The following is a 24,322-nucleotide window of genomic DNA, read 5'->3' as shown; positions in this document are numbered from 1 at the left end:
TGCGCACCCCCCACGTCCGGTATGCCGACCGGTGGACACCCGGCATGCCGGACGTGGACACAATGCGACTTCCCTGCGCGACGGAGCGCGGGGACGTACCGTCAACTGGTGCTCGATCTGTCAGGGTCTCCGGCGCCGCCGTCCCCCGAACCGACAACACTGGGCGTTCTGCGCGGCTCAGGACACCGGCATCGGTCCGTACGCACGGAGCTGCGGGACAACACCCTTGCCCGAATGACCAGCGGCGAGAACCGGTTCCCTGGCATCGTCGGCTTCGACGACACAGTGCTCCCCCAGGTGGAACGTGCGCTGCTGGCCGGTCACGACATCGTCTTCCTCGGCGAGCGGGGGCAGGGCAAGACCCGCCTGATCCGCACCCTGGTCGGTCTGCTGGACGAGTGGACGCCGGTGGTCGCCGGCTGCGAGATCAACGACCATCCCTACGCGCCGGTGTGCACCCGATGCCGGTTGCTGTTCGCCGAGCTCGGCGACGACACCCCGGTCGCCTGGAAGCACCGGTCGGAACGGTTCGGTGAGAAGCTCGCCACGCCGGACACGAGCGTCGGCGACCTGATCGGCGACGTCGACCCCGTGAAGGTCGCGCAGGGCCGTACCCTTGGCGACCCGGAGACCGTCCACTACGGCCTGATACCGCGCACCAACCGGGGCATCTTCAGCGTCAACGAGCTACCCGACCTCGCCGAACGCATCCAGGTCTCGCTGCTCAACGTGCTGGAGGAGCGCGACATCCAGGTCCGCGGCTACATCCTGCGGCTGCCGCTGGACCTGTTCCTCATCGCCTCGGCGAACCCCGAGGACTACACCAACCGTGGCAGGATCATCACGCCGCTCAAGGACCGCTTCGGCGCCGAGGTCCGCACCCACTACCCGCTGCGGCTCGACGACGAACTGGCCCTGATCCGGCAGGAGGCGGTGCTGGACTGGAAGGAATCGCCGCTGGGCTTTCCCGCCGTCCCGGACCACCTGCTGGAGGTGGTGGCGCGCTTCACCCGGCTGGTCCGCGACGCACCCCAGGTCGACCGCCGGTCCGGCGTGTCAGCCCGGTTGTCGGTGGCCGCGGCGGAGACCGTGGCCGCCTCGGCGGTACGCCGCGCGGCCCTGTCCGGCGAGGACGTCCCCACCGCCCGGGTCGTCGACCTTGCGGCGATCGTGCCCGCGGTGCGCGGGAAGATCGAGTTCGACCAGCTCGAGGAGGGACGGGAGGAGGAGATCCTCGCGCACCTGCTGCGCCGGGCCGTCGCCGAGACCTTCCGCGCCCGGCTTGCCGGCACCGACCTCGCCGGCCTGCAACGGCGGTTCGAGGTGGACGGGCCGGTCGAGACCGGTGACCTCGTCCCTGCCGCGGAACTGCTGCGGCGGGTCGGTCCGGTGTCGGGGCTCGCCGCGATCCTGACGAAACTGGGCATCGACGGCGCCGAGGCGCCGGGGCTCGCCGCGGCCGGACTGGAACTGGCCATGGAGGGCCTGCACCTCAACCGGCGGCTGGCCAAGGAGGAGCTGCCGGGCCGGACGGTGTACGGCGCATGAGCGATCCGACCGGGTCGGCGGGCTTCCGGTACGGCCCGTGGGACGGCGGCCCGGACCCGCTCGCCTACCCGTTCGACGTCGCGGGCGCGCTCGACGAGATGTCCGAGCACATCCTGGACGGCCGTACCCCGCGCGAGGCGCTGGACGCGTTGCTGCGGCGCGGTACCAACCAGCGCCGCGGGCTTGAGGACCTGCGCCGGCAGGTGGAACGCCGCCGGCGCGAGGCCCGGGCACGCGGCCGCCTGGACGGCACCCTGGAACAGGTCCGTGAACTCCTCGACACCGCCGTCGGCCAGGAGCGTGCGCAGCTGTTCCCCGACCCCTCCGATGACGCCCGGCTGCGCGAGGCCGAACTCGACGCGCTGCCGGCCGATCCGGCTCGGGCCGTGAACGCACTGTCCACCTACGAGTGGCGTTCGTCACAGGCGCGCGAGACCTTCGAGAAGATCTCCGACCTGCTCCGCCGCGAGGTGCTCGACACGCAGTTCCGCGGCATGAAACAGGTGCTGGAGAACGCCACACCGCAGGACATGGCCCGGGTGACCGAGATGCTGGGCGCCCTCAACGACATGCTGGAAGCCGACGCCCGCGGTGAGCACATCGACGACGCCTTCGCGAACTTCATGCGCTCGTTCGGCGACTTCTTCCCGGAGAACCCGCAATCCCTGGACGAGCTGGTGGACTCGCTGGCGCGCCGCGCCGCCGCCGCTGCCCGGCTGCTGGCGGGCCTGTCCCCCCAGCAGCGCCAGGAGCTGGCCGATCTGATGGCGTCGGCCATGGCCGACCTGGGTATGGCGGCCGAGCTGTCCCGGCTGCAGCAGGCGCTGCGCGCCGCCCGTCCGGACCTCGGCTGGGACCGGCGCAGCCGTTTCCGTGACCCGATGACCGGTGACACAGCGCTTGGGCTGGGCGAGGCCACGAGCGTCCTGGAGGAGCTGGCCGAACTCGACGAGCTCGCCGCCGCGCTGTCGCAGGACTACCCCGGGGCGTCCCTCGACGACGTCGACCCGGACGCGGTCGCCCGGGCGCTGGGCCGGGACGCCATCGACGACCTGCGTACCCTCCAGCAGATCGAGAAGGAGCTGGAGCGCCAGGGTTTCCTGACCCGCAATGCCGGCAAGCTGGAACTGACCCCGCGGGCGGTCCGCCGGATCGGCCAGAGCGCGCTGTCACGCATCTTCCAGCGCATGGACGCCCGCGGACGCGGCGATCACGATTCCCGGGACGCCGGTGCCGCGGGAGAGCCCACCGGGACGTCCCGGCCATGGCACTTCGGCGACACGCAGCCGATCGACGTGGTGCGCACGGTACGCAACGCGGTGCTGCGGGCGGGTCCGAGCGGCCCGGACGGGGCGGTGGGGCTGGAAGTCGGTGACTTCGAGGTGACCGAGACCGAACGCCGGTCCTCCGCGGCCGTCTGCCTGCTGGTGGACCTGTCCTACTCGATGGCGCTGCGGGGCACCTGGGGAGTGGCGAAGTCGACGGCGCTGGCGCTGCACACCCTGATCAGCACGAAGTTCCCGCAGGACACGATCCATCTGGTCGGGTTCTCCGACTATGCCCGTCTGCTGCGTCCGGTCGAGCTGGCGGGCCTGGACTCCGAGGTCGTACAGGGTACGAACCTGCAGCACGCTCTGATGATCGCGGGCCGGTTGCTGTCGCGGTACCCGGATTCCGAACCGGTCGTGCTGATTATCACTGACGGTGAGCCGACCGCTCACCTCATGCGCAACGGAACCCCGTCCTTCTCCTGGCCGCCGGTCCCGGAGACCCTGGAACTGACCCTGGCCGAGGTGGACCGGCTCACCCGTCGCGGGGCGACCATCAACGTTTTCATGCTCGACGACGAACCACGGCTGGTCCAGTTCGTCGACGAGGTCGTCCGCCGCAACGGCGGTCGGATGCTCTCCCCGGATCCGGGCGCACTCGGCCGCTACGTCGTGCGCGACTACCTGCGTGCCCGCGGCGGACGGCGGCGGACCACCGGTTAGGCCGGGTCCGGCGGCGCGCACCCACGCGCCCATGATCGGCTGTGACGTCAGGGCTGGCCGGCGGTGGGCACGCAGGCGGCCTGGCGCACACGACCGGCCTCCTTTGCCCGGTACATCGCGAGATCCGCGTTGCGGACGACCGCGCCGGGGGGGGCGTCCTGCGACTCCGCAAGGGCGACACCGATCGTCGCGTCGACGGTGACGGAACGCCCGGCGACCGATATCGGCCGCCGGATCGACTCCAGCAGCCGGTCCGCGACATCGTGCGCCCGGGCGCTGTCGGTGTCACCCAGGATGACGGCGAACTCGTCCCCGCCAAGGCGGCAGACGGCGTCCTGCCCCGTCCCGGCCCCTTGCAGGCGGGCACCGATGATCCGCAGTACCTCGTCGCCGGCGTCATGGCCGTAGGTGTCGTTGACCGACTTGAACCGGTCGAGATCGATGAACAGGACCGCGAACGCCGGTGTCGGACGCTCGGCGGCAAGGACATCGAGCCGGCGGGCAAACAGCGCCCGGTTCGGTAGGCCGGTGAGGGCGTCATGGAACGCCTGGTAGCGCAGCTCGTCCTGCAGGAGCCGGCGCTCGCCGATCTCGTGGCAGGTCAGCAGGATACCGGCGACCTCCGGGCGGTCGCGCAGGTCGATCGCCTCGATGTCGAACCAGCGGTGGCCGCTGCCCGCGGTCGACAGCCGGACGTCGCGGACCGCGGCGGTCCCGGCCTCGGCAGCCCGGTGCAGGAACTCCGCCAGGGTGGCCGCGTCGTCCGGGTAGGCGATGTCGGGCAGTTGCCGACCGAGGTAGGACGAGGCCGGCAGGCCGAGCAGGAGCGCGGCGGCGGAACTGACGAAGGTGACGCTCCCATCCGCTCCGGTGGCGATCACGATGTCATGGGCGTTGTGGAGCAGGGCCTGCAGGCGCCCCTGTTCCCGGCGGATCGCCGCTTCGCGCCGGCCGTTGAGGACGGTGAGCCCGACGAGCGCGGCACCGACGACGGCCAGCAGGCTGCTGTCACGGGTGAGCTGACCGGAGCGGATGTCCCTGTAGAAGGCCGGAACCGGCTGTTGGAACACCAGGTAGCCGCCATTGAGCAGATCCGCGACCGGAGAGGCGATGGTGATGCGGTCGCCGGCGCCGGCCAGATCGATCTTCCTGGCCTCACCCACCCGCAGATTCGCCAGGTCGGCCGGGGCCGCCAGGCGGTGGCCGATCAGATCGGGATTCCAGGAGAACATGACCGTTCCCGCCGAATCCACCACGGACAGGCCGCCCACGACGAACCCGAGCGTGCCGCTGGTCGCCAGGTTGGCCTGGCTGGGCGAATCCCGCAGCGACTCGCCCATGACGACGATCGCCACCGGCCGGCCCTCGCGCAGGACCGGGACCGTCGCATAGTCCCGCCAGACCCCGTCGACGTTCATCACGGGTGAGTTGCCGGCCCGTCCCCCGCGAGCGGTCTGCCACGCCGGATCACCCGGACCGATCGGCAGGGTAAGCGACGGCGGTTCGGCGGCCAGCACCTCGCCGTCCACGGTGGCCAGGGCCCAGACGTAGTTCCTTCCGCCGATCCCTGATCCGGCGAACGACCGCAGGGTGCCGGCGTCCTGAGCCCGATCGCTCAGCGACCAGGACGCCTCGGAAACAGCCGCGATCAGACGCTGGCTGTCGACGCTGTGCGCGGAGGAGTCCGCCACGATGGCGGTGAGCGTCACGTGCTCGGCCAGGCGCTGCCGCTCGGCGGTGTGCCGGGCCTGCGTCTGCAGCCACAGGCTGACCGCGGCCATGGCGAGCAGGGCTCCGCCCGCCATCAGCGGCGGTCCCAGTCGGCCGAGGCGGCTGCGGGCGGGATAGCCACAGGGCAGGATGGAACCGGGCCCGGTCGGCGGGGGGAAGCGTCGCTCGGCCGGCTGCTCGGCCGGGCGCCGCGGCTCGGGCAGGGGCAGCGGAAGGGGCATCCCGTCGTGGATCTCGGTGACGGGTACGGCGGGTTGCGCGCCAGGCTGTGCGCCGCCCGCCATGGTGGACACCCTGGTGGACGGCGCGCCGGTCGCCACGGCGAAACGGCCTTTTCCCGCCCGTTTGGCCTCGTACATGGCGTTGTCCGCGGCGCGTAGAAGATGCTCGGGCGCCGCGGCCTCGAGCGTCGACGCCGCAATACCGATGCTGGCGTCGACCCGAACCGCCGAGGCGTCCACCATGATCGGAGCGCGCACCGATTTGATGATCCGGTCGGCGGCCGCGCCGGCGGATACCTCATCCGCGCCGCGCAGCAGGATCCCGAACTCGTCACCGCCGAACCGGACCGCCAGGTCACCGTCACGCAGGGTCTGGACGAGACGTTCCGCGACGACCCGCAGGACAGCGTCGCCGGCATCATGACCGAGACCGTCGTTAACCGGTTTGAAGTGGTCGAGATCGATGAACAGCACCGCGAACGGCGCACCGCCCGCGTAGGCGGTATCGACCGCCCTTTCCAGCTCGTCCATGAAGACCACCCGGTTGGGAAGCCCGGTGAGCAGATCGTGGGACGCCTGGTAACCCAGCTGATCCTGCAGGTCCTTGCGCTCCCCGGCCTCGTGGCAGGTCACCAGCACACCGGCAAGCTCCGGATGGCCGGTGAGGTCGCTGGCCTCCAGGTCGAACCAGCGCAGGTCACCGGAGGCGGTGGTCAGCCGTATGTCGAAGACGACACCCCCACCCGGGTCGGCCAGCAGCCGCCGGATCCGTCCGGTGTCGTCGGGATCGGCGAAGTCGGTCAGCACGCGACCGAGCCAGGACGCCGCATCGTAGCCGAGCAGGTCGTTCACCGCAGGGCTGACAAAGGTCATCTTCTGCTCGTCGCCGACGACCAGGATGATGTCCCGGACACCTCCGAGCATGGTGTGCAGACGCGCTCGGGCACGCCGGGCGACCTGCTCGCGGCGCAGACCGAACACGACCAGCCCGCCGACGCAGACCGCCAGGACAGCCAGCAGCGTCAGGTTCCCGTGATGTTGCGCGGTCCGCAGGTCCGCGAACAGCCGTGCGGTGGGTTGCTGGAAGATCGTGGTGTAACCGGTCGTGGGCTGCGTCTCGGCGACGTTGGTCACCTGTCCCTCGGCGCTGTCCGACGTCCACACCCGGACCGTGCCCGGAACCAGACCGGCCAGTTCGCCCGGCTCGACCAGGCGCCGACCCCGCAGGTCCTGCTTCCAGCAGGCGACCGCGACGCCGGACGCATCGACGTCGCAGAGGCTGCCCGACCCGCTGACGAGGGCGACGAACTTCTCACTGCTCTCCCGGGCCACCCCCTCGTCGACGATGCGGACCAGCACGGCCCACGGGCGGGACGCGCCCACCGGCACGACCGTGGCCCGCACCGGTACGTCACGCAGGATGAACACCGGTGACATGGCCGGACGCCCCGCCAGCGCCGCCGTCCAGGCCGTGCCGAGACCGGCAAGCGGTACCTGCAGCCCGTCCGGGACGGTAGCCAGCGACGTGCCGTCCGGATCGACGAGGGCAACCAGAAGGCTCATGTTCCCGGGAGGCGCCATCGCCAGCTGCCGCAGCAACTTCTGGTTGTGGACGGGCTGGTCGGGCGCGAAGGAAGAGCCGGCGGCCGCCGCGGCTGTCCGCTGCGGGTCGTGCATTCTCGAGGCGTTCTCCGCGACCCGTTCGACAACCCGGGAGCGGTCGGACAGCCGCTGGCGCTCGCCTTCGCGCAGACCCGCCTGCCTGACCACCAACGCCAGCGTCCCGAGTGTGATCACCACCGCCAGCCCGACGAGCAGTGGGGTGGATCGTCGTAGCCGTCCGTCACCCGCGTCGCCAACGAGAACAGACGATCGTTCGACGAACACCGGACGGTTGCCCGGTACCGAAACTGTTCGAATGGCCTTTATCCCTTATCGTCATCAGTTGCCGTCACGGAAGAAATATGCGGACGAGGACGGACGACCTCGTCGTACGCCGACCCGTACCTGCACCCGCGCATCCGGGGCTTCCCGGCGCGAGAAGACCATGATCGCGTGGCCTTTGGCCGGGTGGGAGGTACCGTTCCATCCCTTGTTACATCCCGGATGAGCACCCCCCACCGCTACACCTACGGACAGATGTCACAAAAATGATAGTTGCGGACACGCAGTAGCAAGAACGCCCGGGGCAGGACGCTCGATCGGCCAACGGCAGCCGGGTGGCCGGCGGGACAAAGACAACGCGATCATGTTTCTTTCGCGCCCAGGACGTTGGACACCGGCGGGTTGGACGCCAACCGGCGAGCCGGGGCGTTGCCCGGCTGCGAGGACTACGAACGACCGGTGACGGCGACGGGGATGGTCGCCTGACGCGCCGTGGTGGCCGCTTCGCCCCGGTGGGCCACGTCGTCGAGCTTGTCCAGCAGACGGTCCCAGACCTGGCGTGGGATGTCGTGACTCATGCCATCGATCTCCAACAGCTCCGCGGACGGGATGGCGGCAGCGGTCAGGCGCCCGCCGGCCACCGGAACCAGCAGATCGTTCGTGCCGTGCACGACCAAGGTGGGGATCTCCAGTCGGGCGAGATCGGGTGTCCGGTCCTCCGCGACCAGGATCGCGATCAGCTGCCGCGCGGTTCCGTGCGGGTCGTACCTGCGGTCCCAGGCCAGCCCGGCCCGCTCCCGTATCCACCCGCGGTCGTGCGGGAACTCGGCCGAGCCGATGATGTTGTAGGTCTGCTCGGCTCCGTCCACATGCGCCTCTCGGCTCGCCGCCACCGGGCGGAGCACAACGGCGGCAGCGTCCCAGGCGGCCTGACCCACCCCGTGGTTGCCGGTGGTGACCGAGACCGAGGTGAGGCTGCGTACCCGGTCTGGGAAGCGCAGTGCGGCGGTCTGGGCGATCATGCCGCCCATGGAGATCCCGAAAACGTGCGCAGACTGCCAGCCGATGGCGTCCATCAGGCCGATGGCGTCGGCTGCCATATCGGCGAGCGTGTACGGGGTGGCATTGGTATCCCCGGACATCGCGGCCACGAGATCCGGCTGCCCAAGATGGTCGAAATGGGTGGAAAGACCGACATCCCGGTTGTCGTACACGACAACCTGAAAGCCGCGACGCACCATAGCCCGGATAAGATCGGGATGCCAGCCGACGAGCTGCTGGCCCAGCTCGCCGACCAGGACGAGTGGCAAGCCGCCGGAGTCACCGTGCAGCTCGTACGCGATTTCGATGCCGTTGGCCTGAACCGTGCCCATAGACGGAAGGTAGCGAGCGTTCGCCGCTGACGCTCGCAATCCCGCGAAGTTTGCTCATAGGTCACCTATTCGGGTGACAGCGAGCACGCATCGGAGCTCGAGCGGGAGCGCCGATGCCATCAGGCGCACCCACGACACCGCCGTTGCCGGGCACGGTGGCCCGGCCGCCGGGCACGGTGGCCCACGGTTTCGTCAGCTGCGTTGCGCAAACCTTTCGCATCCGCCGATATCTGCTGACACCTGTCACGTCCAGCGTCCGAGATCTAGAACACACCGCACCCATTCGGCTACATTGAGTCAGAAAATCGGTGCCCAGGGCAACCGTGAGGACGGGTACAGGTGATCTTCCCGACAATCGAGTTCGCGGCGTTCTTCGTCGTGGTCATGGCGGCCTCCTGGCGTCTGATGCCCCGTCCACGCCTGTGGAAGCCGTTCATCCTGTGCTGCTCATACTTCTTCTACGGATACGCGGACGAACGCTTCGCCCTTCTTCTGCTCGCCTCGACAGTCGTCAACCAGGCGACGGCCGGCGCGCTCGGGCGATGGCCCCACCGGCGCATCCTCGCCGTCGGAATCGTATGTGATCTCGGGCTGCTCGGCTGGTTCAAGTACTACGGCTTTTTCGCCCTCTCCGTCGACCGGACGCTGGAGCGCATAGGGCTGCCTGCCCCCTTCCCGCTACTCCAGGTCGCGCTGCCGGTGGGCATCTCCTTCTTCACCTTCCAGGCGATGTCGTACCTCGTCGACGTCCGGCGTGGACACATCCGTCCCACGAAAACGATCGACTTCGCGGTGTACCTGGCGTTCTTCCCGCACCTGGTCGCCGGACCCATCGTCCGGGCCGGCGAGTTCATGCCCCAGCTCGCCGCCCCCCGCAACCCCAACCAGGTGCAGGTCACCCGGGCGGTCTTCCTCATCGCGGGCGGGCTGTTCAAGAAGGTCGCGCTCGCCGACCTTCTTGCCAGCCAGCTCGTCGACCCGGTCCTCAACACGCCGAGCCAACACTCGTCACCGGAAGTACTGGTAGCCGTCTACGGCTACGCCGTCCAGATCTACTGCGACTTCTCGGCCTATTCTGATATGGCCGTCGGGATCGCCCTTCTGCTGGGCTTCCACTTCCCGGACAACTTCGACCGCCCGTTCACCGCGGCCAGCCTGCAGGAATTCTGGCGACGCTGGCACATGACCCTGTCCCGCTGGTTGCGCGACTACGTGTACATCCCTCTCGGCGGCAGCCGCGCCGGCCCTCGCCGCACCTACGCCAATCTCCTGGCCACAATGACCCTCGGCGGGCTCTGGCACGGTGCCGCCTGGACGTTCGTCATCTGGGGCGCCGTGCACGGTGCGGCGCTGTCGACCGAACGCTGGTGGGTCGGACGCCGACCACACCTACACGGCACGCCGCCCCTCGTTCCGGACGCTGTCACCATGGCGGCCACCCCCGAAACCACGGTGGCCGGCCTCACCGCCGTGACTCCCGCAGCCATGACGGCCACGGCCGTGGCCACAGCCCCCGGAGGAGCATTCACGGTGGCACGCCTACGCTCCCATGGGCGGGCGTGGCTGGGGCGGGTGGCCGTCTTCCATTTCGTCTGCGCGACCTGGGTCCTTTTCCGCTCGCCCGATCTCGGGACGGCCATGAACATATTCGTCCGGTTGTTCACCGCGCCCGGACCCGCGCCCATGGTCACGCGGACGGTTCTGCTCGCCATCGCCGCCGGGCTCGCCACCCAGATGGTGCCGAAGAACTGGTGGCTGCACGCCCAGGACCTTTTCTCGCGGCTCAGCATGTTCGGCCAGGTCGTCGGCATCGTTGCGTTCGTCCTGCTGGCCCACACCATTGTCGGCCGGCAGGACGTCGCACCTTTCGTGTACTTCCGGTTCTGAACAACAATCACGTGGAAGGCGGGGCCAAGACCGACGGCTCTGACCCCGCTCAGGTGGCCACGACGACGCGACCGACGAATCAGCCAATCAACGGATCAACGGAGCCCGCCGCTGCCCACCAACGCCGTGACCCGAACCGCCGAGGTACCCAGCCCCGTGGGCAGGAACGAGAAGTCCGCCGGCGCATCCGGGGTCCGGCTGCGCCGGAGTTCGGACTCGGTGTACCGCACACACCTGCGGTGCCATTCCAGGATTCCCGACATCCACTCCTTGAGGTCGTCAGCGTGGCGGGTGAGAATGTCGCGGACCGGCTCGTCCAGGTCGAACTCGTCGAACAGCGCCGGCAGGTCGTTGGCGATGATGTGCTCGAACTGCCGCATCCGGGCCGTCATCAGGTCGGCCACGATGTCCCGGGCCTGCAGGCGATCCACGTTGAGGAAGTTCTCCACGACCAGGACGAGGTTGTGGGTCTCACCCTCGAACTCGATCTCCTTCTGGTAGGAGAACAGGTCGTTGGTGAACGCTGCGTAGTCCTGCGCCGCGGCGTCCAGCTCGCGCAGGGTCCGGTTCTGGTAGATCTCCGGGGGTACCACGTCCGCGTGTGCGAGTCGGGCCAGGCTCATCGTCATATCCGACCCGAAGGTCTTACGGCGCATCTCGATGTAGTCGACCGGGTCGGGGATACGGTGCTGGGCCTGGTTGTCCAGCTCCCACAACCAGCTGGAGGTCATGTCCTCCACCGCCTTGCGGAACTGCCTGCGCGCAGGCAGCGCCATCGGCCCCGCGGTGCGCCGCCACAGGTCCTTCAACCCCGCCTCGGCCGGGTTCGTCGGTTCCGGCGACGTCTCGCCCTCCGCGGTCATGAACAGTTCGAGGCGGTCGAGGTACGCCTTCGCCCCGGAAAGGTCACGGGAGTATTTGAAGTGCTCGAGGAAATGGTCGTCGAAGAAGAACACCCAGACGTACCAGTCGGTGATCAGATCCAGGGTGGGGCCGTCGCAGTCCGGATGGGTGCCGAATGGGTGTAGGCGCACATCAGCGCGTAATCCATCCTAGCCAACGCCGCGTCGTCCCAGACGACACCGCCACCGGGCTTGGACACCTCAAGCATGCCCATCTGCCGGGCCCAGGCCGCGCTGTGTTCGCGGGAACGCTCCAGATGAGGATTGATCCTGGCTGGATACGGCATGTAGAAGTCCGGCAGAGTGAAAGCCTGCATGACCGCGCCTACTCTCCTGGTGGCTTGAGGACCCGGACCTCCGGCAGCGCAAGAAAAGAATGATCGCACTGCCTGTGGCCCTTCAGGCTGACTGGCACAATGCACTCGGGGTACGAGGTACCTAGAATCCTTGCGCTCTCCGGGTACGTGAAAACAGCGGTGATCACGCATTCTTCGGCCAACTGACGATGTCCGGATACTACCGGGACGGGCACGGACAGGCCAGGTTTGTGCACAAGGAGTCCACGCCGTCCCAGGCGGACGGCACCAGCCGCACCATCCCCGCGTACGCCCGGATCGATCACATCCGATACTTAGAGTAATCGCAATCGGACCAGAAACAGCTGAAGGTATCCGACCACTTGAGGGCCGAGAGTGGAACCACCTTTTCGGGGACATGATGAACGAGCGAGAACGGGTCCATGCGGCGGGGAGGCCTCCCGAGCATCGGGTCCCCAGGGACACCGACGCCCCACCGACCGGGGCAACCGAGAGAACCAGGGCAGCCCAAGCGACCGGGACGACCGGGACGACCGGGACGACCGGGACGACCGGGACGACCGGGACGACCGGGACGACCGGGACGACCGGGACGACCGGGACGACCGGGACGACCGGGACGACGCAGTCGACCATGGTCGAACCCCAGTCCGCCCGCGGGAGACGCAGCCGGCGACAGCACTACCACGCCCCGGGTTGCGGTCCAGGAAGCGCTGTGCACGCCAGACGCGCCACGAGGCTCGTCGCCACCGGTCTCGGTATGCTCATCGTGTTCGATGCCTCACGAATGGTGCACGCCGGGGAGGGCATGCCAGCCGGGGCAACACGCAGCCTTGTGCTCGCCGTGGGGCGTCCACTCGACCGGATCACCAGCGTTACCGGCCTCGACGGGGTCACCCGGACGCTGGCAGCGGCGTTCGGGCACGAGGTGGGCGCAGGCGGTTCGCCCCAACTGTCGGCCGATGATCGGACGGCCCTGCCTCCCCGCGCCGGTACCGGCGCGGGGATCCCGCTGCCGGGCGGAACAGACGGCTCCGGCACGACAACACCTCGACTGCGCGTTCCCAGCGCCGCCGAACCACTTCGCCTCCTGGTGACCGGGGACTCCCTTTCCGACGGGCTGGGGCCGATGCTCGCCAGTGCGTCCGCGGGGACGATCCACGCCGATACCGACACCCGGTCCGGCACCGGCCTGGTGCGTCCGGACTTCTTCGACTGGGCCGGGCACGCTCGCGAACAGATCGCAAACCGCGATCCGGAGGCGATCGTGGTCGCCCTCGGCGGCAACGACGGGCAGGCAATCACGATGCCGGATGGCAGTGTACTGCGGACCGGATCACCCGAATGGTGTGCGGAGTACCGGCGGCGGGCCGTCGCCATCCTGCGGATCTGGTCCGACGGCGGCAGACGGCGAGTGTACTGGACAAGCCTGCCACCAACTCGCGAACCCACCCTCAACGGCTATTTCCGCCAGCTCCGCGCGATAACTACGGATGCCGTCCGGGAGGTTCCGGGCGCTCGTTTCGTGAATATCGATGATCGGCTGTCGAAAAACGGAGAATACAGCAGTTACCTCACCGACGACCACGGGCGGACCGTGCTGGCCCGCACCAGGGACGGTGTCCACCTGACACTCGACGGGGCCCGAATCGCCGCCAACATCCTCATAAAGGCCATCAACACCGATTGGCACATACCTTCCTGAAAAACCCACCTTTCGGCGCACTTCCGCGGATCCGTGAGATATCCCGTCCGGGACGCCCGGTCGCCGGTGCCGGTCGCCCTCAAGAACCTCCCCCACCGTGTCGCGGCCGGGGAGTCTCCAGATCCATGCGAGCCGTGTACATGGCCGCCCGAACCCGCTCAGAAAGATCATTTCGACGAGGCGAACCACTCACGGTGGTATCACCGGCAGCGTCCGCGACCAGCGCTTCGATGATGTCCGTCGCCAACACGACGATCTGATCCGCGAGAGCGTGGTCGGCCAGGTGCGGTGGACCGGCCCCCGCGGGGGCCCCGGATCCCGCCTCGCGCCCCAGGTCAGCGAGTTCGACGGCAAGAGCACGTACCCGATCGGCGCGAGTGCCGACGGCGGACCCGGATCCGGACGAGCTGGCGTCGGACCCGGAGGTGGAGGTGGTACAGGGCTCCCACCAGGAAGCCGGTGACCACCTGTGGATCCGGTCGTGCAGCCGTCGTACCTCACCGACCAACTCCACAATGGGCGCATCCCGAACAGTCACGTCCGAATTGATCAGATCCCGAATCGTCAGGGGACCCGCTTCGGCCATCCATAAAGGCTACCCCATGACAGCCGTGGCGGGTCTTGCCGTTGTCCGACTGGTGGTGCACGCTCCTTCCATGACTGGTTGACCAGTGCGTACTGGAGGCGCCAATGTCGCAACAACGCTCCGAAGAGACCCACCACAGCCTTATCGAACGAATTCCTAGAATCACCGGACACGACGTCGGCCACTGGCTGGGATGCCTGGACCGAGGACCTGGTCTCCTTCGCTTCTCCGAACGCGTCAACTGGCTACGGGATGAGCACGGGCTTCCCCACTGCTATGCGGCGGCTGTGGTCCACGAAGCGGATCTGCGCAGGCGCGCCATCCGGACCTGACACAACAACCCCCTCGCCCAACCGGCCCGACACCGGTCCCCATTGCCGTGACCCACGGACCCGATCCCGGTCGTCCTCCCCCTCGGCGCAACCCGGGGACAAGGGCCTCCGACAGCGCGAAAAACATGATCGCACTGCCTTTGGCGCTCTGGACGAGCGGCAGTCGTGCTATCCGGCGCGGTACCACCGGGCCGGTTGGGCGAGAATCAGCCAATGGACATCGAAGCGGCTCGGGCCTACGTCCGGGACAACCACCAGGCCGTCCTTGCGACGTTCCGGCAGGACGGTACCCCGCAGATGTCACCGGTCACCGTCGGCGTCGACACCGGCGGCAGACTCGTCATCAGCAGCAGGGAAACCGCGTACAAGGTTCGCAACCTGTACCGCGACCCGCGGGCCAGTTTGTGCGTCTTTCCCGACAGCTTCTTCGGGCCGTGGGTTCAGGTGAACGGCCGCGCGCGGATCATCTCGCTGCCGGAAGCCATGGAGGCCCTCGTCGACTACTACCGCACGCTGTCGGGTGAACACCCGGACTGGGAGGACTATCGCGCCGCCATGGTCCGCGACCAGCGCTGCGTGATCAGCATCGAGATCGAGCACGCCGGTCCCGACCGCTCCGGATGACCAGCCGATCGTCACCACAGGTGGCGGTGGCCCGGTGGAACGCCACCGGGCCCCATCGCCGCGGCCTGCCGCGAAACCTCTACGGGCTACCTCAAGCCCTTCAAGCCGCATACCCGAGGAGTCAGCCCCGAAGCTTCGACAGCAGCCTGAGCATCTCCAGGTACGTCCAGACGAAGCCGACGAGCAGTCCGAACCCGGCCCGCCACGCCTCCTCCCGGGGAGCGCCAGCGGCGATCGCCCGCTCGATGTAGTCGAAGTCAAGGATGAACTGCAGGCTCGCGACCACGAGCACGGCGACGCTGAACAGGATGCCGAGGGGGGAGGCGTCATTGATGATCGGCAGATGGCTGCCCGACACCGCCCTGATCACCAGGTCGGCCAGGCCGAGCATGATCACACCGAGCAGCGATCCGTAGACGATCCGGACCATCCGACCGGTCGCGCGGAGCCGACCGCTGCGGTAGGCCACGAGCATGGCCACGAAGACCAGAGCGGTCCCGAGCAATGCCTGGAGCACGATCCCGTGGAAGGCGTCTTCGTAGAACCGGGAAACCGCGCCCACGAACAGACCCTCGAGCGCGGCGAAGACGACGATCAGCGCGGGACGCAACCGCCGGCCGAAGGAGATCACCAGGCACAGCGCGAACGCGGCGAGCATCGCCGCGAACCCGACCGCGGGGGCGGTCGGCGCGATCACCCAGCCGGCCGCCCCGGTAACGGCCATCACCGCGAACAGGCCCAGGGTGTGGACGACGACGTCGTCAATGGTCAACCCGCTGGGCGCCCTGTACAGCCCGGCGAGATGTTCCGGTGTCGGGGTGGGCGGGGCTCCCGCGCCCGGCGGCGCATAGCCTCCGGGGCCGTACCCCGAAGGCGGCGCCGACCAGCCGGTGAATCCACGCCGGCTGAACACCGGATTCGACGAGCGCATCTCGGCCATCAGGACATGACTCCTTCCGCCACCCGCATCCAGCCGGGCGTACAGATCGCAGCTGCTGTCGAGCCCGGTCGATCGCGCCGCACACCAATCCGATCAGCGAACACGATCAGCGAACCCGTCCGGAATACAGAGTAGAACGCCCCGCACGGAGGCTGTGCCCGGAGTCCTGCAAACGGTCACCCGATGGCACCGGAGCACCCACAAGATCGTCCAGAGCTACCGCCGACATGATCGCAGAACTCGTGGACGGCACTGCCGGTGTCGGGACGGCAACCAGCACGAGAAAGGGTCACCCGTCAATAACGGTGAGGCATTCAGGCGAATAGTCTGATGGCATGGTGAACTGCCGGCCGGAATGATCCGGCCGGCGACCCCAGAACGCACCTGAATGTGCCGGTGGTCGGAGTCGAACCGACACTCGAGCTGTTTTTAGGACAGCCTCCTCTGCCTGTTGGGATACACCGGCTCGGCTACATCGGAGATGTTTCTACCACGCTACGTAGGATTTGTGAAAGAGACAACATGAAGAAAGTGTGAGAAGTGACCGTACCATCCCGATCCGCAACTCGTTGTGACACTCACACCCGACTCGCCTACTTAAGGTAGGCGATTGATCACGGTATGACCAGATGGCAATACAGTCGGGGCGTCTGGGGACCTCACCTCGCGCACGCGCCGCTCTCAGGCAGGCGGCGGCCGGTCAGCCACCCAGGGATCGGTCGGACACTCGAACGGACGGTCATCGGATACCGACGACGCCCCGTGGCCGGTATCCGGGCCATGCAGTATCCACGGTCGCCACAGCACCGTTTCTCCGATGGACGGTGGCCGCTGGGAGCTCCAACCGCGCAGGGCACCCGCTCATGGAAATGCCCGCTGTAGTGACCTACAGCGGGCATCTGGTATTAAATCGTTACAAATTGATCTGTATGGTTTGTCTCCGGGTAAAACACCTGAAGACAGAGCATTCGATCAGTCGGCGGTGTCCGGATGAGCGGATCACGAGGTGGCAGCAGACAGGCGCCGGAGGTATGTGGGCGCCGGCCGGGTGAGCCGGAATACCCATACGTCGCCACTGGGAACCCGCGCCACCGCCACCGGGAACCCGCGCCGTCGCGACTGGGGATCCGTGCCGTCGCGAAGCGACGGTGCGGGTGGTGGCGGTGCGAGTGGTGGCGCACGGAAAAGATGAAGCGAGGTGCGTCCGGGAGTCGCGAACCGGACGATCTTACCCTCGGTCGCTCTCAGTCACGCCACCGATGTTCCCCCGGAGGCCTTGGCCGGCCCCACGGTCCTGGCGGGCGCAGGCGACTTGCGGGTGGGCCCGGAGGAACCGTTCGTCTCCACCCGCCCTGCCGGCTTCCCGGAAAGCACAGGCTCCGGAGCAGCCGACACCTGCGCCGCCGACGTCGGAGTGGCCGGCGGGCTTGCAGCCTCACGGAAGCTCGCCCTGGGGTCGGCGAAGGCTCCCAGCGAGACGATCTCCCGTCGGAAGAACAGCGACAGCGTCCAGTCGGCGAGCACTCGCGCCTTGCGGTTGAAGGTCGGCACCCGGCTGAGGTGGTACGTACGGTGCATCAACCACGCGGGCCAGCCACGCAACTTCATCCCGTACACATCGGCCACACCCTTGTGCAGCCCGAGGGAGGCCACGCTTCCGGCGTACTTGTGTTCGTACGGCGCGATCGGCTCACCGCGGAGATCGGCGAGAATGTTGTCCGCCAGCACCTTGGCCTGGCGAACGGCGTGCTGCGCAGAGGGTCCAGTGGTCGAACCCTCACCCTTGGTAAGGTCGGGCACTGCAGCGCAGTCACCCGCTGTCCACGCCTGCTCGACGCCGTCGACCTGGAGGAACGCCGTCGCCTTGATCCGGCCCCGGTCGTCGAGCGGGAGATCGGTGTTGGCGAGCAGCGGGTGGGCCTTGACCCCGGCGGTCCAGATAATGGTCTCGGCGTCGAACTCCTCACCGCTGTCGAGCACGACATGACCGTCAACAAGGCTTTTCACCCGGGTATTGATTTTCATCTCGATACCGCGGTGCTCGAGCTGCTTCAGCGTGTACAGACCCATCGCCGGCGAAACCTCGGGCAGCACCCGCCCACTCGCCTCGACCATCACCCAGCGCATGTCCGACGGCGACAACTCGGGATAGAACTTGCACGCGTCCCGGGCCATATCCTCAAGCTCGGCGATCGCTTCGATACCCGCAAATCCGCCACCGATGAATACAAACGTCAGCGCACGGCGCCGCAACTGTGGATCGGTGCTGGACGCCGCGGCATCCATTCGCTCAATGACCTTATTTCGGATGTGGATCGCCTCGGCCACGCTCTTGAAACCGATACCCAGCTCCGCAAGACCCGGGATGGGCAGCGTCCGGGCGACCGATCCGGGACAGCCGACCAGAACGTCATAGCGGAGTTCATGCGGCGCGCCCTGATTCGGTGCAATATGGGCGACTCGCTGGGCATGGTTGATCCCGGTCACGCTGCCGCTGACCACCCTGCAACCATTCAGCACCCTACGTAGCGGTACGACGACGTGACGTGGCTCGAGGTTTCCTGCCGCCGCTTCGGGAAGAAACGGCTGATATGTCATGTACGAGTTGGGCTCGACCACCGTCACGGTCGCCTCGCCCTGGCGAAGGCGACGCTGAAGACGCAAAGCCGTGTACATACCGACGTAACCGCCACCCACAACAAGGATGTGCGGAGGTTGTCCAAAGCTCATACAAAAAAGGTACTCGCCACCACGCGACTATGCCCGCGGATACGCCGCCGGTGAGCGACGGACTCACGTGACGTGCAACACGCGGAGATCAACCCGATAGCGCGTACGTCGACCACGGTTCAGCTATTTATCACCAACCGCACCACTTACGCCCGCCGCGTTGTCAAGCACAGAGTCGATCATCTCGGCGGTGACCCGTCCCGTGAACGTGTTCTGCTGACTGGGATGGTAGCAGCCGAAGACAACCAACCCCGCACGATGTTCAGTGGCGGGTTCAGCGGCGGGTTCAGCGGCAACTCGCTGCTCTGAACCCGTCCCATACCGCTGCAGCTCTGCCGGAGAGTGCGCGGGAACATCCGCAAGGACAACACGGCGGCCATGTCCGAATGCCGGTCGCGGCGACGGCACCCGATAACCGGCCCGCTCCAGCGCCGGCCACAGGGCCGTCCAGGCAAACCCGCCGAGCACAACGACCGCACGCAGAGTCGGCCGCAACAGCTCAAGGTCACGGACCAGCCATCCCCGGCAGGTGTCCCGTTCCTGTGTGGTTGGCTTGTTCACCGGCGGAGCACACCGAACCACGGCCACGATGCGGGTGGAGATCAGACGCTGGCCGTCACCAGCCGACACCGAGGTCGGTAACTGTGCGAGCCCGACCCTGTGCAGGGACGCGAACAGCCAGTCGCCGCTTCGGTCTCCGGTGAAGATTCGCCCGGTGCGGTTGCCGCCATGAGCCGCCGGCGCCAGACCGACAACGAGTACCCGGGCGTCAGCGGGGCCGAACGACGGAACCGGTCGACCCCAGTAGCGCTCACGCGCAAAAGCGGCCCGCCGCAGCCGGGCGACATCCTCCCGCCAGCCGACCAGACGCGGACAGGCCCGGCACACCGACATCCTGGCGTCAAGCTCGAACGTGTCGGTCGCGGAAGTGGCGAGCCGCTCAACATCACCTGACGTGACGGCCACCGGGGTCACCACCGAGGCAGGATCCCCCGGCCAGCCCGAACCCGGCGCAACCGGACGCCGGTCATCGACATCACCGGCACCGGCGGTACCGCCGACACCGCCAAGGGCGTCGGCCCCGCCGGTACCGCCGGCGCCATCGACACCGTCGGCGCCATCGACACCGTCGGCGCCGTCAAAAGCGTCGAGGTCGCGTACGCCGTTGCAGAGCTCGTCCATCGAGCCACAAGACTAGACCTGCCCAGCCGGCCGACGAGTAGCTGGCCAACGAGCGTGCGATCATGGTTTTCGCGTGCTCGGAGGACCCGGGAAACCTACGAGCCGAGCAGTGACAGAGCGATACCATCGAGGATGTCGTGCTCGCTGGCGATCACGGTAGCCGCGCCGACACGCTCGACCAGCGTCCGCAGCACCAGAGCCCCTGCGACGATCACGTCAACCCGACCGGGATGCATCACCGGGAGGGCTGCCCGTTGCGCATGCGACATCGCCGCCAACCGGTCGGCCACCGCGGCGACGTCCGATGCCGATGTCACGGACAGGTGAATCCGGTCGGGGTCATAACCGGGCAGGTCCGCGGCAAGGGCTGCCACCGTCGTCACCGTCCCGGCCACCCCGACGAGGGTTGCGGCCGAGCGGATCGACACGGTCTGTTCGGCCAGGTCGAACGCGGCATGGGCATCGGCGACCACCCCCGCCAGCTGCCCGGCCGTGGGTGGGTCGTCGTGCAGATGCCGTTCGGCCAGCCGCACACAGCCGACGTTCACCGACCTGGCCGCGTACACCTTCACGGCGTCCCCGAGAACCAGCTCGGTCGACCCGCCCCCGATGTCGGCCACGACGAACGGCTCGGGGTGGCCTCGCAGCTCCCCCGTGGCACCGGCGTAGGACAGCGCGGCCTCCTCGTCGCCGGTGATCACTTCCGGCTCAACGCCGAGGATCGCGCGGACCCCGTGCACCAGGACGTCCCGGTTGCGGGCATCCCGGGTCGCGCTGGTGGCCACCATCCGCACTCTGGACGCGCCGAGCCGGTCGATCTCCCCGGCGTAGTCGCGCAACGCCGTGAACGTCCGATCCAGCGCCTCGGGTGACAGCTCGCCGGTACGGTCCACCCCGGCTCCCAGCCGGACGATCTCCATGCGGCGGGCCAGATCCCGCAGTCGGGGGACACCGGTGGCCGCCCGCCTGCCTCCCGCACGGCCCGTACCTCCGGCATGACCGGCATGATCACTTGGTGCGTACCCGGCGTCGGCCTCGCTCGCCGCCTCGGCGACGAGCAGCCGGATCGAGTTGGTGCCGCAGTCGATGGCAGCCACCCGGGTCACGACGATCCACCCTCCCGTCCGGATCCACACGGATCAGCGGTCACGCACGGCCCGCGGGCACCCCAGTCCAGTAGCAGGGCCAGGGCCTCGTCACCGAACGGGTTCACCCCCGGGCCAGCTGCCAGACTGTGGGCGACCAACACGTGCAGGCACTTCACCCTGGTGGGCATCCCGCCCGCGCTCGGCGCGCCGGGCAGCTCGGCAAGGGCGTCCCGGCGGGCCAGGTAGTCGCGATGCGCCGCCTGGTAACGGCAGGCAAGAGAGCCGTCATGGTCGGCGGCAAGCCGCTCGGTCATCTCCCGCATCAGGCCGGACGCCTCCAGCCGCCCGATCGCCGACGCCGCCCGCGGGCAGGTCAGGTAGTACAACGTGGGGAACGGCGTCCCGTCGGCCAGCCTGGGCCAGGTCTCGACCACATCCGGCAGGCCGCAGGAGCACCAATGCGCGACTCGGTGCATCGCCCGCGGCTGCCGGCCGAGCTGACGCGCGACAACCTCGACGACCTCGGCAGTTCCGACAACCTCGGCGGCATCCGGGCTGACAATGACTTCCGGGCCGATGGCGGCTTCCGGGCCGACGGCAGCCTCGCCGGGTGTACTACCGCCCCGACAGCCGGTCATCGCGCGGTGGCCGGGGGGGTCGGGGCCGACGTGGCCGACGCCGCCGGTACCAGGTAGACCTTCTCCCCGGGCCGGGTGTAATGCAGCCGGACCCGGGCCTCGTCCTGGGCCCACGCCGGATCGTCGTAGCCGGCCACCTTGGTCTTCAGGGCCTCCACCCGTTTGCGCTGTTCGGCGTTGTGCGCCGCGAGCTCATCGATCTGGCTCTGCTGCCGCAGGTAGAGCCGCAACGGATAGGCCAGAGTCAGCACGAGCACACAGATCACCACCAGCAACAGGGTCATCCGGGTGGTGAACGTGGTGCGGCGCGGCACCGGTGTCACCCGGCTGTCGGCAAAAAGCGAGGAAAGGCCCCCGCCCCGGCGTATCGAGCGGCGTCGTCGAGTCCCTCCTCGATACGCAGCAGCTGGTTGTACTTGGCGACCCGCTCGCTGCGGGCCGGAGCACCGGTCTTGATCTGCCCGGCATCGAGGGCGACCGCGAGGTCGGCGATGGTGGTGTCCTCGGTCTCGCCGGACCGGTGGGAGATCATGGACCGGTAACCGTTGCGGTGCGCGAGTGACACCGCGTCCAGGGTCTCGGTGAGCGTGCCGATCTGGTTGACCTTGACCAGCAGAGCGTTACCGGCCTTCTCGGCGATGCCGCGGGCAAGTCGCTGCGGGTTGGTGACGAACAGGTCGTCACCGACAAGCTGCACCGACCCACCGAGACGGGCGGTGAGCTGCACCCAGCCGGCCCAGTCGTCCTCCGCAAGCGGGTCCTCGATCGAGACGATCGGGTAGGCCGACACCAGCTCGGCGTAGTAGTCGCTGAGCTCCTGCGCGCTGCGGCGGGCACCTTCGAACCGGTAGGCACCGTCGTCGAAGAACTCCGTCGAGGCCACGTCGAGGGCCAAGGCGATGTCCTCCCCGGGCCGGAACCCCGCCTTACCGATGGCCTCCACAAGCAGGTCGAGCGCGGCGCGGTTAGCGGGCAGGTTCGGGGCGAAACCACCCTCGTCACCGACAGCGGTGGCCAGCCCCTGTGCCTTCAGCACGCTCTTGAGCGCATGGTAGGTCTCCGTGCCCCAGCGCAGCGCCTCGGCAAACGTCGCCGCCCCGATCGGAGCGATCATGAACTCCTGGATGTCGACGTTGGTGTCGGCGTGCGCACCACCGTTGACAACGTTCATCAGCGGCACCGGCAGCAGGTGCGCGCCCGGCCCGCCCAGATAACGGAACAGCGGCAGGTCGGACGCCTTGGCCGCGGCCTTGGCGACCGCCAGGCTGACCCCGAGCAGCGCGTTCGCACCCAGGGCGGACTTGTCCGGCGTCCCGTCGAGGTCCAGGAGAGCCAGGTCGAGGATCCGCTGCTCAGTGGCCTCGAATCCCACGATCTCGGGGCCGATGCGGTCGATCACGGCGGCCACCGCGTTACGTACGCCCTTGCCGCCATAGCGGTCGTCGCCGTCCCGCAGCTCGACGGCCTCGAAAGCTCCGGTGCTCGCGCCGCTCGGTACGGCGGCGCGGCCGAGCGTGCCGTCTTCCAGGACGACTTCGACCTCGACGGTCGGGTTGCCCCGCGAGTCAAGGATCTCGCGAGCTTCTACAGCCTCGATGGACGGCACGGGCCTCGACCTCCGGTGTGGCACATCCGAACGGACACGTCCGACTAAAACGCTACTGGTGCGACAGGGCGGGCATCGGCAGCGCCGACGAAATACGACCCGGCCGAGACTATCGCCACCGCGCTCACGACACGCACCTTCGGCACGCCACGTCGGCCACGAAAGCCGGTCCGTGCGCGATGACGAAGCCGCCGTCGGCGCCACGACAAGGGGGTCCAGAGGCGACCTGCCCTGCCGACGCCGCCGAAAGCAGGTCGTACCATCGGTAATGCGGCCGATCACGCCGGGCCTGTCGCGGGCGACGCGGAAAGAACATGATCGCGCCACTTTCGCCCGATCAGTGATCTCTGGCTGGTCAGGGAGCTTATCGGCCGGTCAGGGAGTTTTTGGGCCGGTCAGGTGACACAGCCCAGCGGCGGCATCAGCAGCGGACCGCCGACCGGCAGGCCCGCCCGGGCCGCAGCCACCGCCAGCGGACCCCAGCCGGCGGCGAATGCCTCACCACCGACAGTGGCATACGCCCCGCCGATGACCCGTTGCGCCATCAACTCCAGTGATGCTCCCAGAACCACCGCGCCGGCCAAGGGCAGAGCGGTCAAAGGCGGACCGGTCAGGGACAGGCCGCTCAGGGGCGCCCCGCCCGTCCCGGCAGCCGCGGGTTCCTCACTGGAGCGCGGTGGACGCAGCCTGTCCACCAGCGCCGGCTTCGGCAGGACACGCAGCCGCGGGGTCACCGACGCGGGCAGGCCGGCCTTCTCCCAGGCCAGCTCACATGCCTGGGAAAGCCCCCCGAGGACGTCCACGAGGCCGCGCTCACGGGCGTCGGCGCCTGTCCACACCCGTCCTCGAGCGACCTCGTGCACAGCCTCCGGCGACATCCTCCGGCCCACGGCGACCTTGGTGACGAAGTCCTCGTAGATCCGGTCCAGGAACTCGTCCAGCTTCTTGCGTTCGGACGGGCTGAACTCACGCCGCGGGGAGGTCATCAGCGCGTTCTCCCCCTCGGCGACCGCACCGAAGCGCACGCCGACCTTGTC

Annotated in this window: 17 protein-coding genes, 1 tRNA gene and 1 pseudogene; 6 read left to right on the top strand and 13 right to left on the bottom strand. The window is 68.4% G+C overall.

What is annotated here, in order from left to right:
- The first annotated feature begins 21 nt into the window (after positions 1-21).
- Both CV1CTNOD_RS03955 and CV1CTNOD_RS03950 read left to right on the top strand, forming a co-directional pair.
- On the top strand, positions 22-1,548 hold the full coding sequence (locus CV1CTNOD_RS03955) for a magnesium chelatase (RefSeq protein ID WP_431607065.1): 1,527 nt from the start codon (positions 22-24) through the stop codon (positions 1,546-1,548).
- Positions 1,545-3,539: a vWA domain-containing protein gene (locus CV1CTNOD_RS03950; protein WP_131784792.1), complete on the top strand. Its 1,995-nt coding sequence runs from the start codon at positions 1,545-1,547 to the stop codon at positions 3,537-3,539. The genes CV1CTNOD_RS03955 and CV1CTNOD_RS03950 overlap by 4 nt, the downstream gene beginning before the upstream one ends.
- A gap of 47 nt (positions 3,540-3,586) precedes the next feature.
- Here the strand turns inward: CV1CTNOD_RS03950 and CV1CTNOD_RS03945 are convergent, their stop codons facing one another.
- Positions 3,587-7,378, bottom strand: a complete 3,792-nt coding sequence (locus CV1CTNOD_RS03945) for a diguanylate cyclase domain-containing protein (protein ID WP_131784791.1) — start codon at positions 7,376-7,378, stop codon at positions 3,587-3,589.
- Between the two features lie 443 nt (positions 7,379-7,821).
- Entirely contained in the window at positions 7,822-8,748 is a 927-nt protein-coding gene (locus CV1CTNOD_RS03940; RefSeq protein ID WP_131784790.1) for an alpha/beta fold hydrolase, read from the bottom strand.
- A gap of 339 nt (positions 8,749-9,087) precedes the next feature.
- Here CV1CTNOD_RS03940 and CV1CTNOD_RS03935 point away from each other — a divergent pair, with 339 nt between their 5' ends.
- The gene (locus CV1CTNOD_RS03935; RefSeq protein ID WP_131784789.1) at positions 9,088-10,635 is read left to right on the top strand and encodes an MBOAT family O-acyltransferase; all 1,548 of its coding nucleotides are present in this window, start codon (positions 9,088-9,090) and stop codon (positions 10,633-10,635) included.
- Between the two features lie 95 nt (positions 10,636-10,730).
- Here CV1CTNOD_RS03935 and CV1CTNOD_RS03930 read toward each other — a convergent pair.
- A pseudogene (locus CV1CTNOD_RS03930) lies at positions 10,731-11,839 on the bottom strand (terpene synthase family protein); the annotation flags it as partial.
- Between the two features lie 415 nt (positions 11,840-12,254).
- On the opposite strand from CV1CTNOD_RS03930, the gene CV1CTNOD_RS03920 reads away from it, so the two are divergent.
- Positions 12,255-13,559, top strand: coding sequence for an SGNH/GDSL hydrolase family protein (locus CV1CTNOD_RS03920; protein WP_242606345.1), 1,305 nt, complete (start codon positions 12,255-12,257; stop codon positions 13,557-13,559).
- Positions 13,560-13,638: 79 nt separating this feature from the next.
- On the opposite strand, the gene CV1CTNOD_RS25375 is transcribed toward CV1CTNOD_RS03920, so the two are convergent.
- Complete coding sequence (locus tag CV1CTNOD_RS25375) at positions 13,639-14,097, bottom strand: hypothetical protein (RefSeq protein WP_131784788.1); 459 nt, start codon at positions 14,095-14,097, stop codon at positions 13,639-13,641.
- A 152-nt stretch (positions 14,098-14,249) separates the two neighbouring features.
- On the opposite strand from CV1CTNOD_RS25375, the gene CV1CTNOD_RS03910 reads away from it, so the two are divergent.
- Complete coding sequence (locus tag CV1CTNOD_RS03910) at positions 14,250-14,477, top strand: DUF4287 domain-containing protein (RefSeq protein ID WP_013872262.1); 228 nt, start codon at positions 14,250-14,252, stop codon at positions 14,475-14,477.
- Positions 14,478-14,690: 213 nt separating this feature from the next.
- Positions 14,691-15,101 carry a PPOX class F420-dependent oxidoreductase gene (locus tag CV1CTNOD_RS03905; RefSeq protein ID WP_131784787.1) on the top strand — a complete coding sequence of 137 codons (411 nt, stop codon included), beginning with the start codon at positions 14,691-14,693 and terminating at the stop codon, positions 15,099-15,101.
- Positions 15,102-15,222: 121 nt separating this feature from the next.
- On the opposite strand, the gene CV1CTNOD_RS03900 is transcribed toward CV1CTNOD_RS03905, so the two are convergent.
- From CV1CTNOD_RS03900 to CV1CTNOD_RS26235, 9 genes are all read right to left on the bottom strand, one after another.
- Positions 15,223-16,041: a Bax inhibitor-1/YccA family protein gene (locus CV1CTNOD_RS03900; protein WP_131784786.1), complete on the bottom strand. Its 819-nt coding sequence runs from the start codon at positions 16,039-16,041 to the stop codon at positions 15,223-15,225.
- Positions 16,042-16,432: 391 nt separating this feature from the next.
- Positions 16,433-16,507, bottom strand: a tRNA-Leu gene (locus CV1CTNOD_RS03895).
- A gap of 782 nt (positions 16,508-17,289) precedes the next feature.
- Positions 17,290-18,771: an NAD(P)/FAD-dependent oxidoreductase gene (locus CV1CTNOD_RS03890; protein WP_131784785.1), complete on the bottom strand. Its 1,482-nt coding sequence runs from the start codon at positions 18,769-18,771 to the stop codon at positions 17,290-17,292.
- Between the two features lie 123 nt (positions 18,772-18,894).
- Positions 18,895-19,953, bottom strand: a complete 1,059-nt coding sequence (locus CV1CTNOD_RS03885; protein WP_131784784.1) for a uracil-DNA glycosylase family protein — start codon at positions 19,951-19,953, stop codon at positions 18,895-18,897.
- 95 nt (positions 19,954-20,048) lie between these two features.
- Positions 20,049-21,059, bottom strand: coding sequence for a Ppx/GppA phosphatase family protein (locus CV1CTNOD_RS03880; RefSeq protein ID WP_131784783.1), 1,011 nt, complete (start codon positions 21,057-21,059; stop codon positions 20,049-20,051).
- Positions 21,056-21,679, bottom strand: a complete 624-nt coding sequence (locus CV1CTNOD_RS03875; protein ID WP_131784782.1) for a DUF501 domain-containing protein — start codon at positions 21,677-21,679, stop codon at positions 21,056-21,058. The genes CV1CTNOD_RS03880 and CV1CTNOD_RS03875 overlap by 4 nt, the downstream gene beginning before the upstream one ends.
- On the bottom strand, positions 21,676-21,993 hold the full coding sequence (locus tag CV1CTNOD_RS03870; RefSeq protein WP_347402885.1) for an FtsB family cell division protein: 318 nt from the start codon (positions 21,991-21,993) through the stop codon (positions 21,676-21,678). Before CV1CTNOD_RS03870 ends, CV1CTNOD_RS03875 begins: the two co-directional genes overlap by 4 nt.
- A gap of 5 nt (positions 21,994-21,998) precedes the next feature.
- On the bottom strand, positions 21,999-23,285 hold the full coding sequence (gene eno / locus CV1CTNOD_RS03865) for a phosphopyruvate hydratase (RefSeq protein WP_131784781.1): 1,287 nt from the start codon (positions 23,283-23,285) through the stop codon (positions 21,999-22,001).
- A gap of 395 nt (positions 23,286-23,680) precedes the next feature.
- On the bottom strand, positions 23,681-24,322 hold a 642-nt coding region (locus tag CV1CTNOD_RS26235; RefSeq protein ID WP_242606343.1), incomplete at its 5' end, for a S49 family peptidase.

Origin of the sequence: Protofrankia symbiont of Coriaria ruscifolia (genome assembly GCF_900634745.1) — a bacterium.
Lineage (GTDB): Bacteria > Actinomycetota > Actinomycetes > Frankiales > Frankiaceae > Protofrankia > Protofrankia californiensis.
Note: the sequence above shows the minus strand (reverse complement) of the source record. Positions and strands in the feature narration are given on the sequence as shown.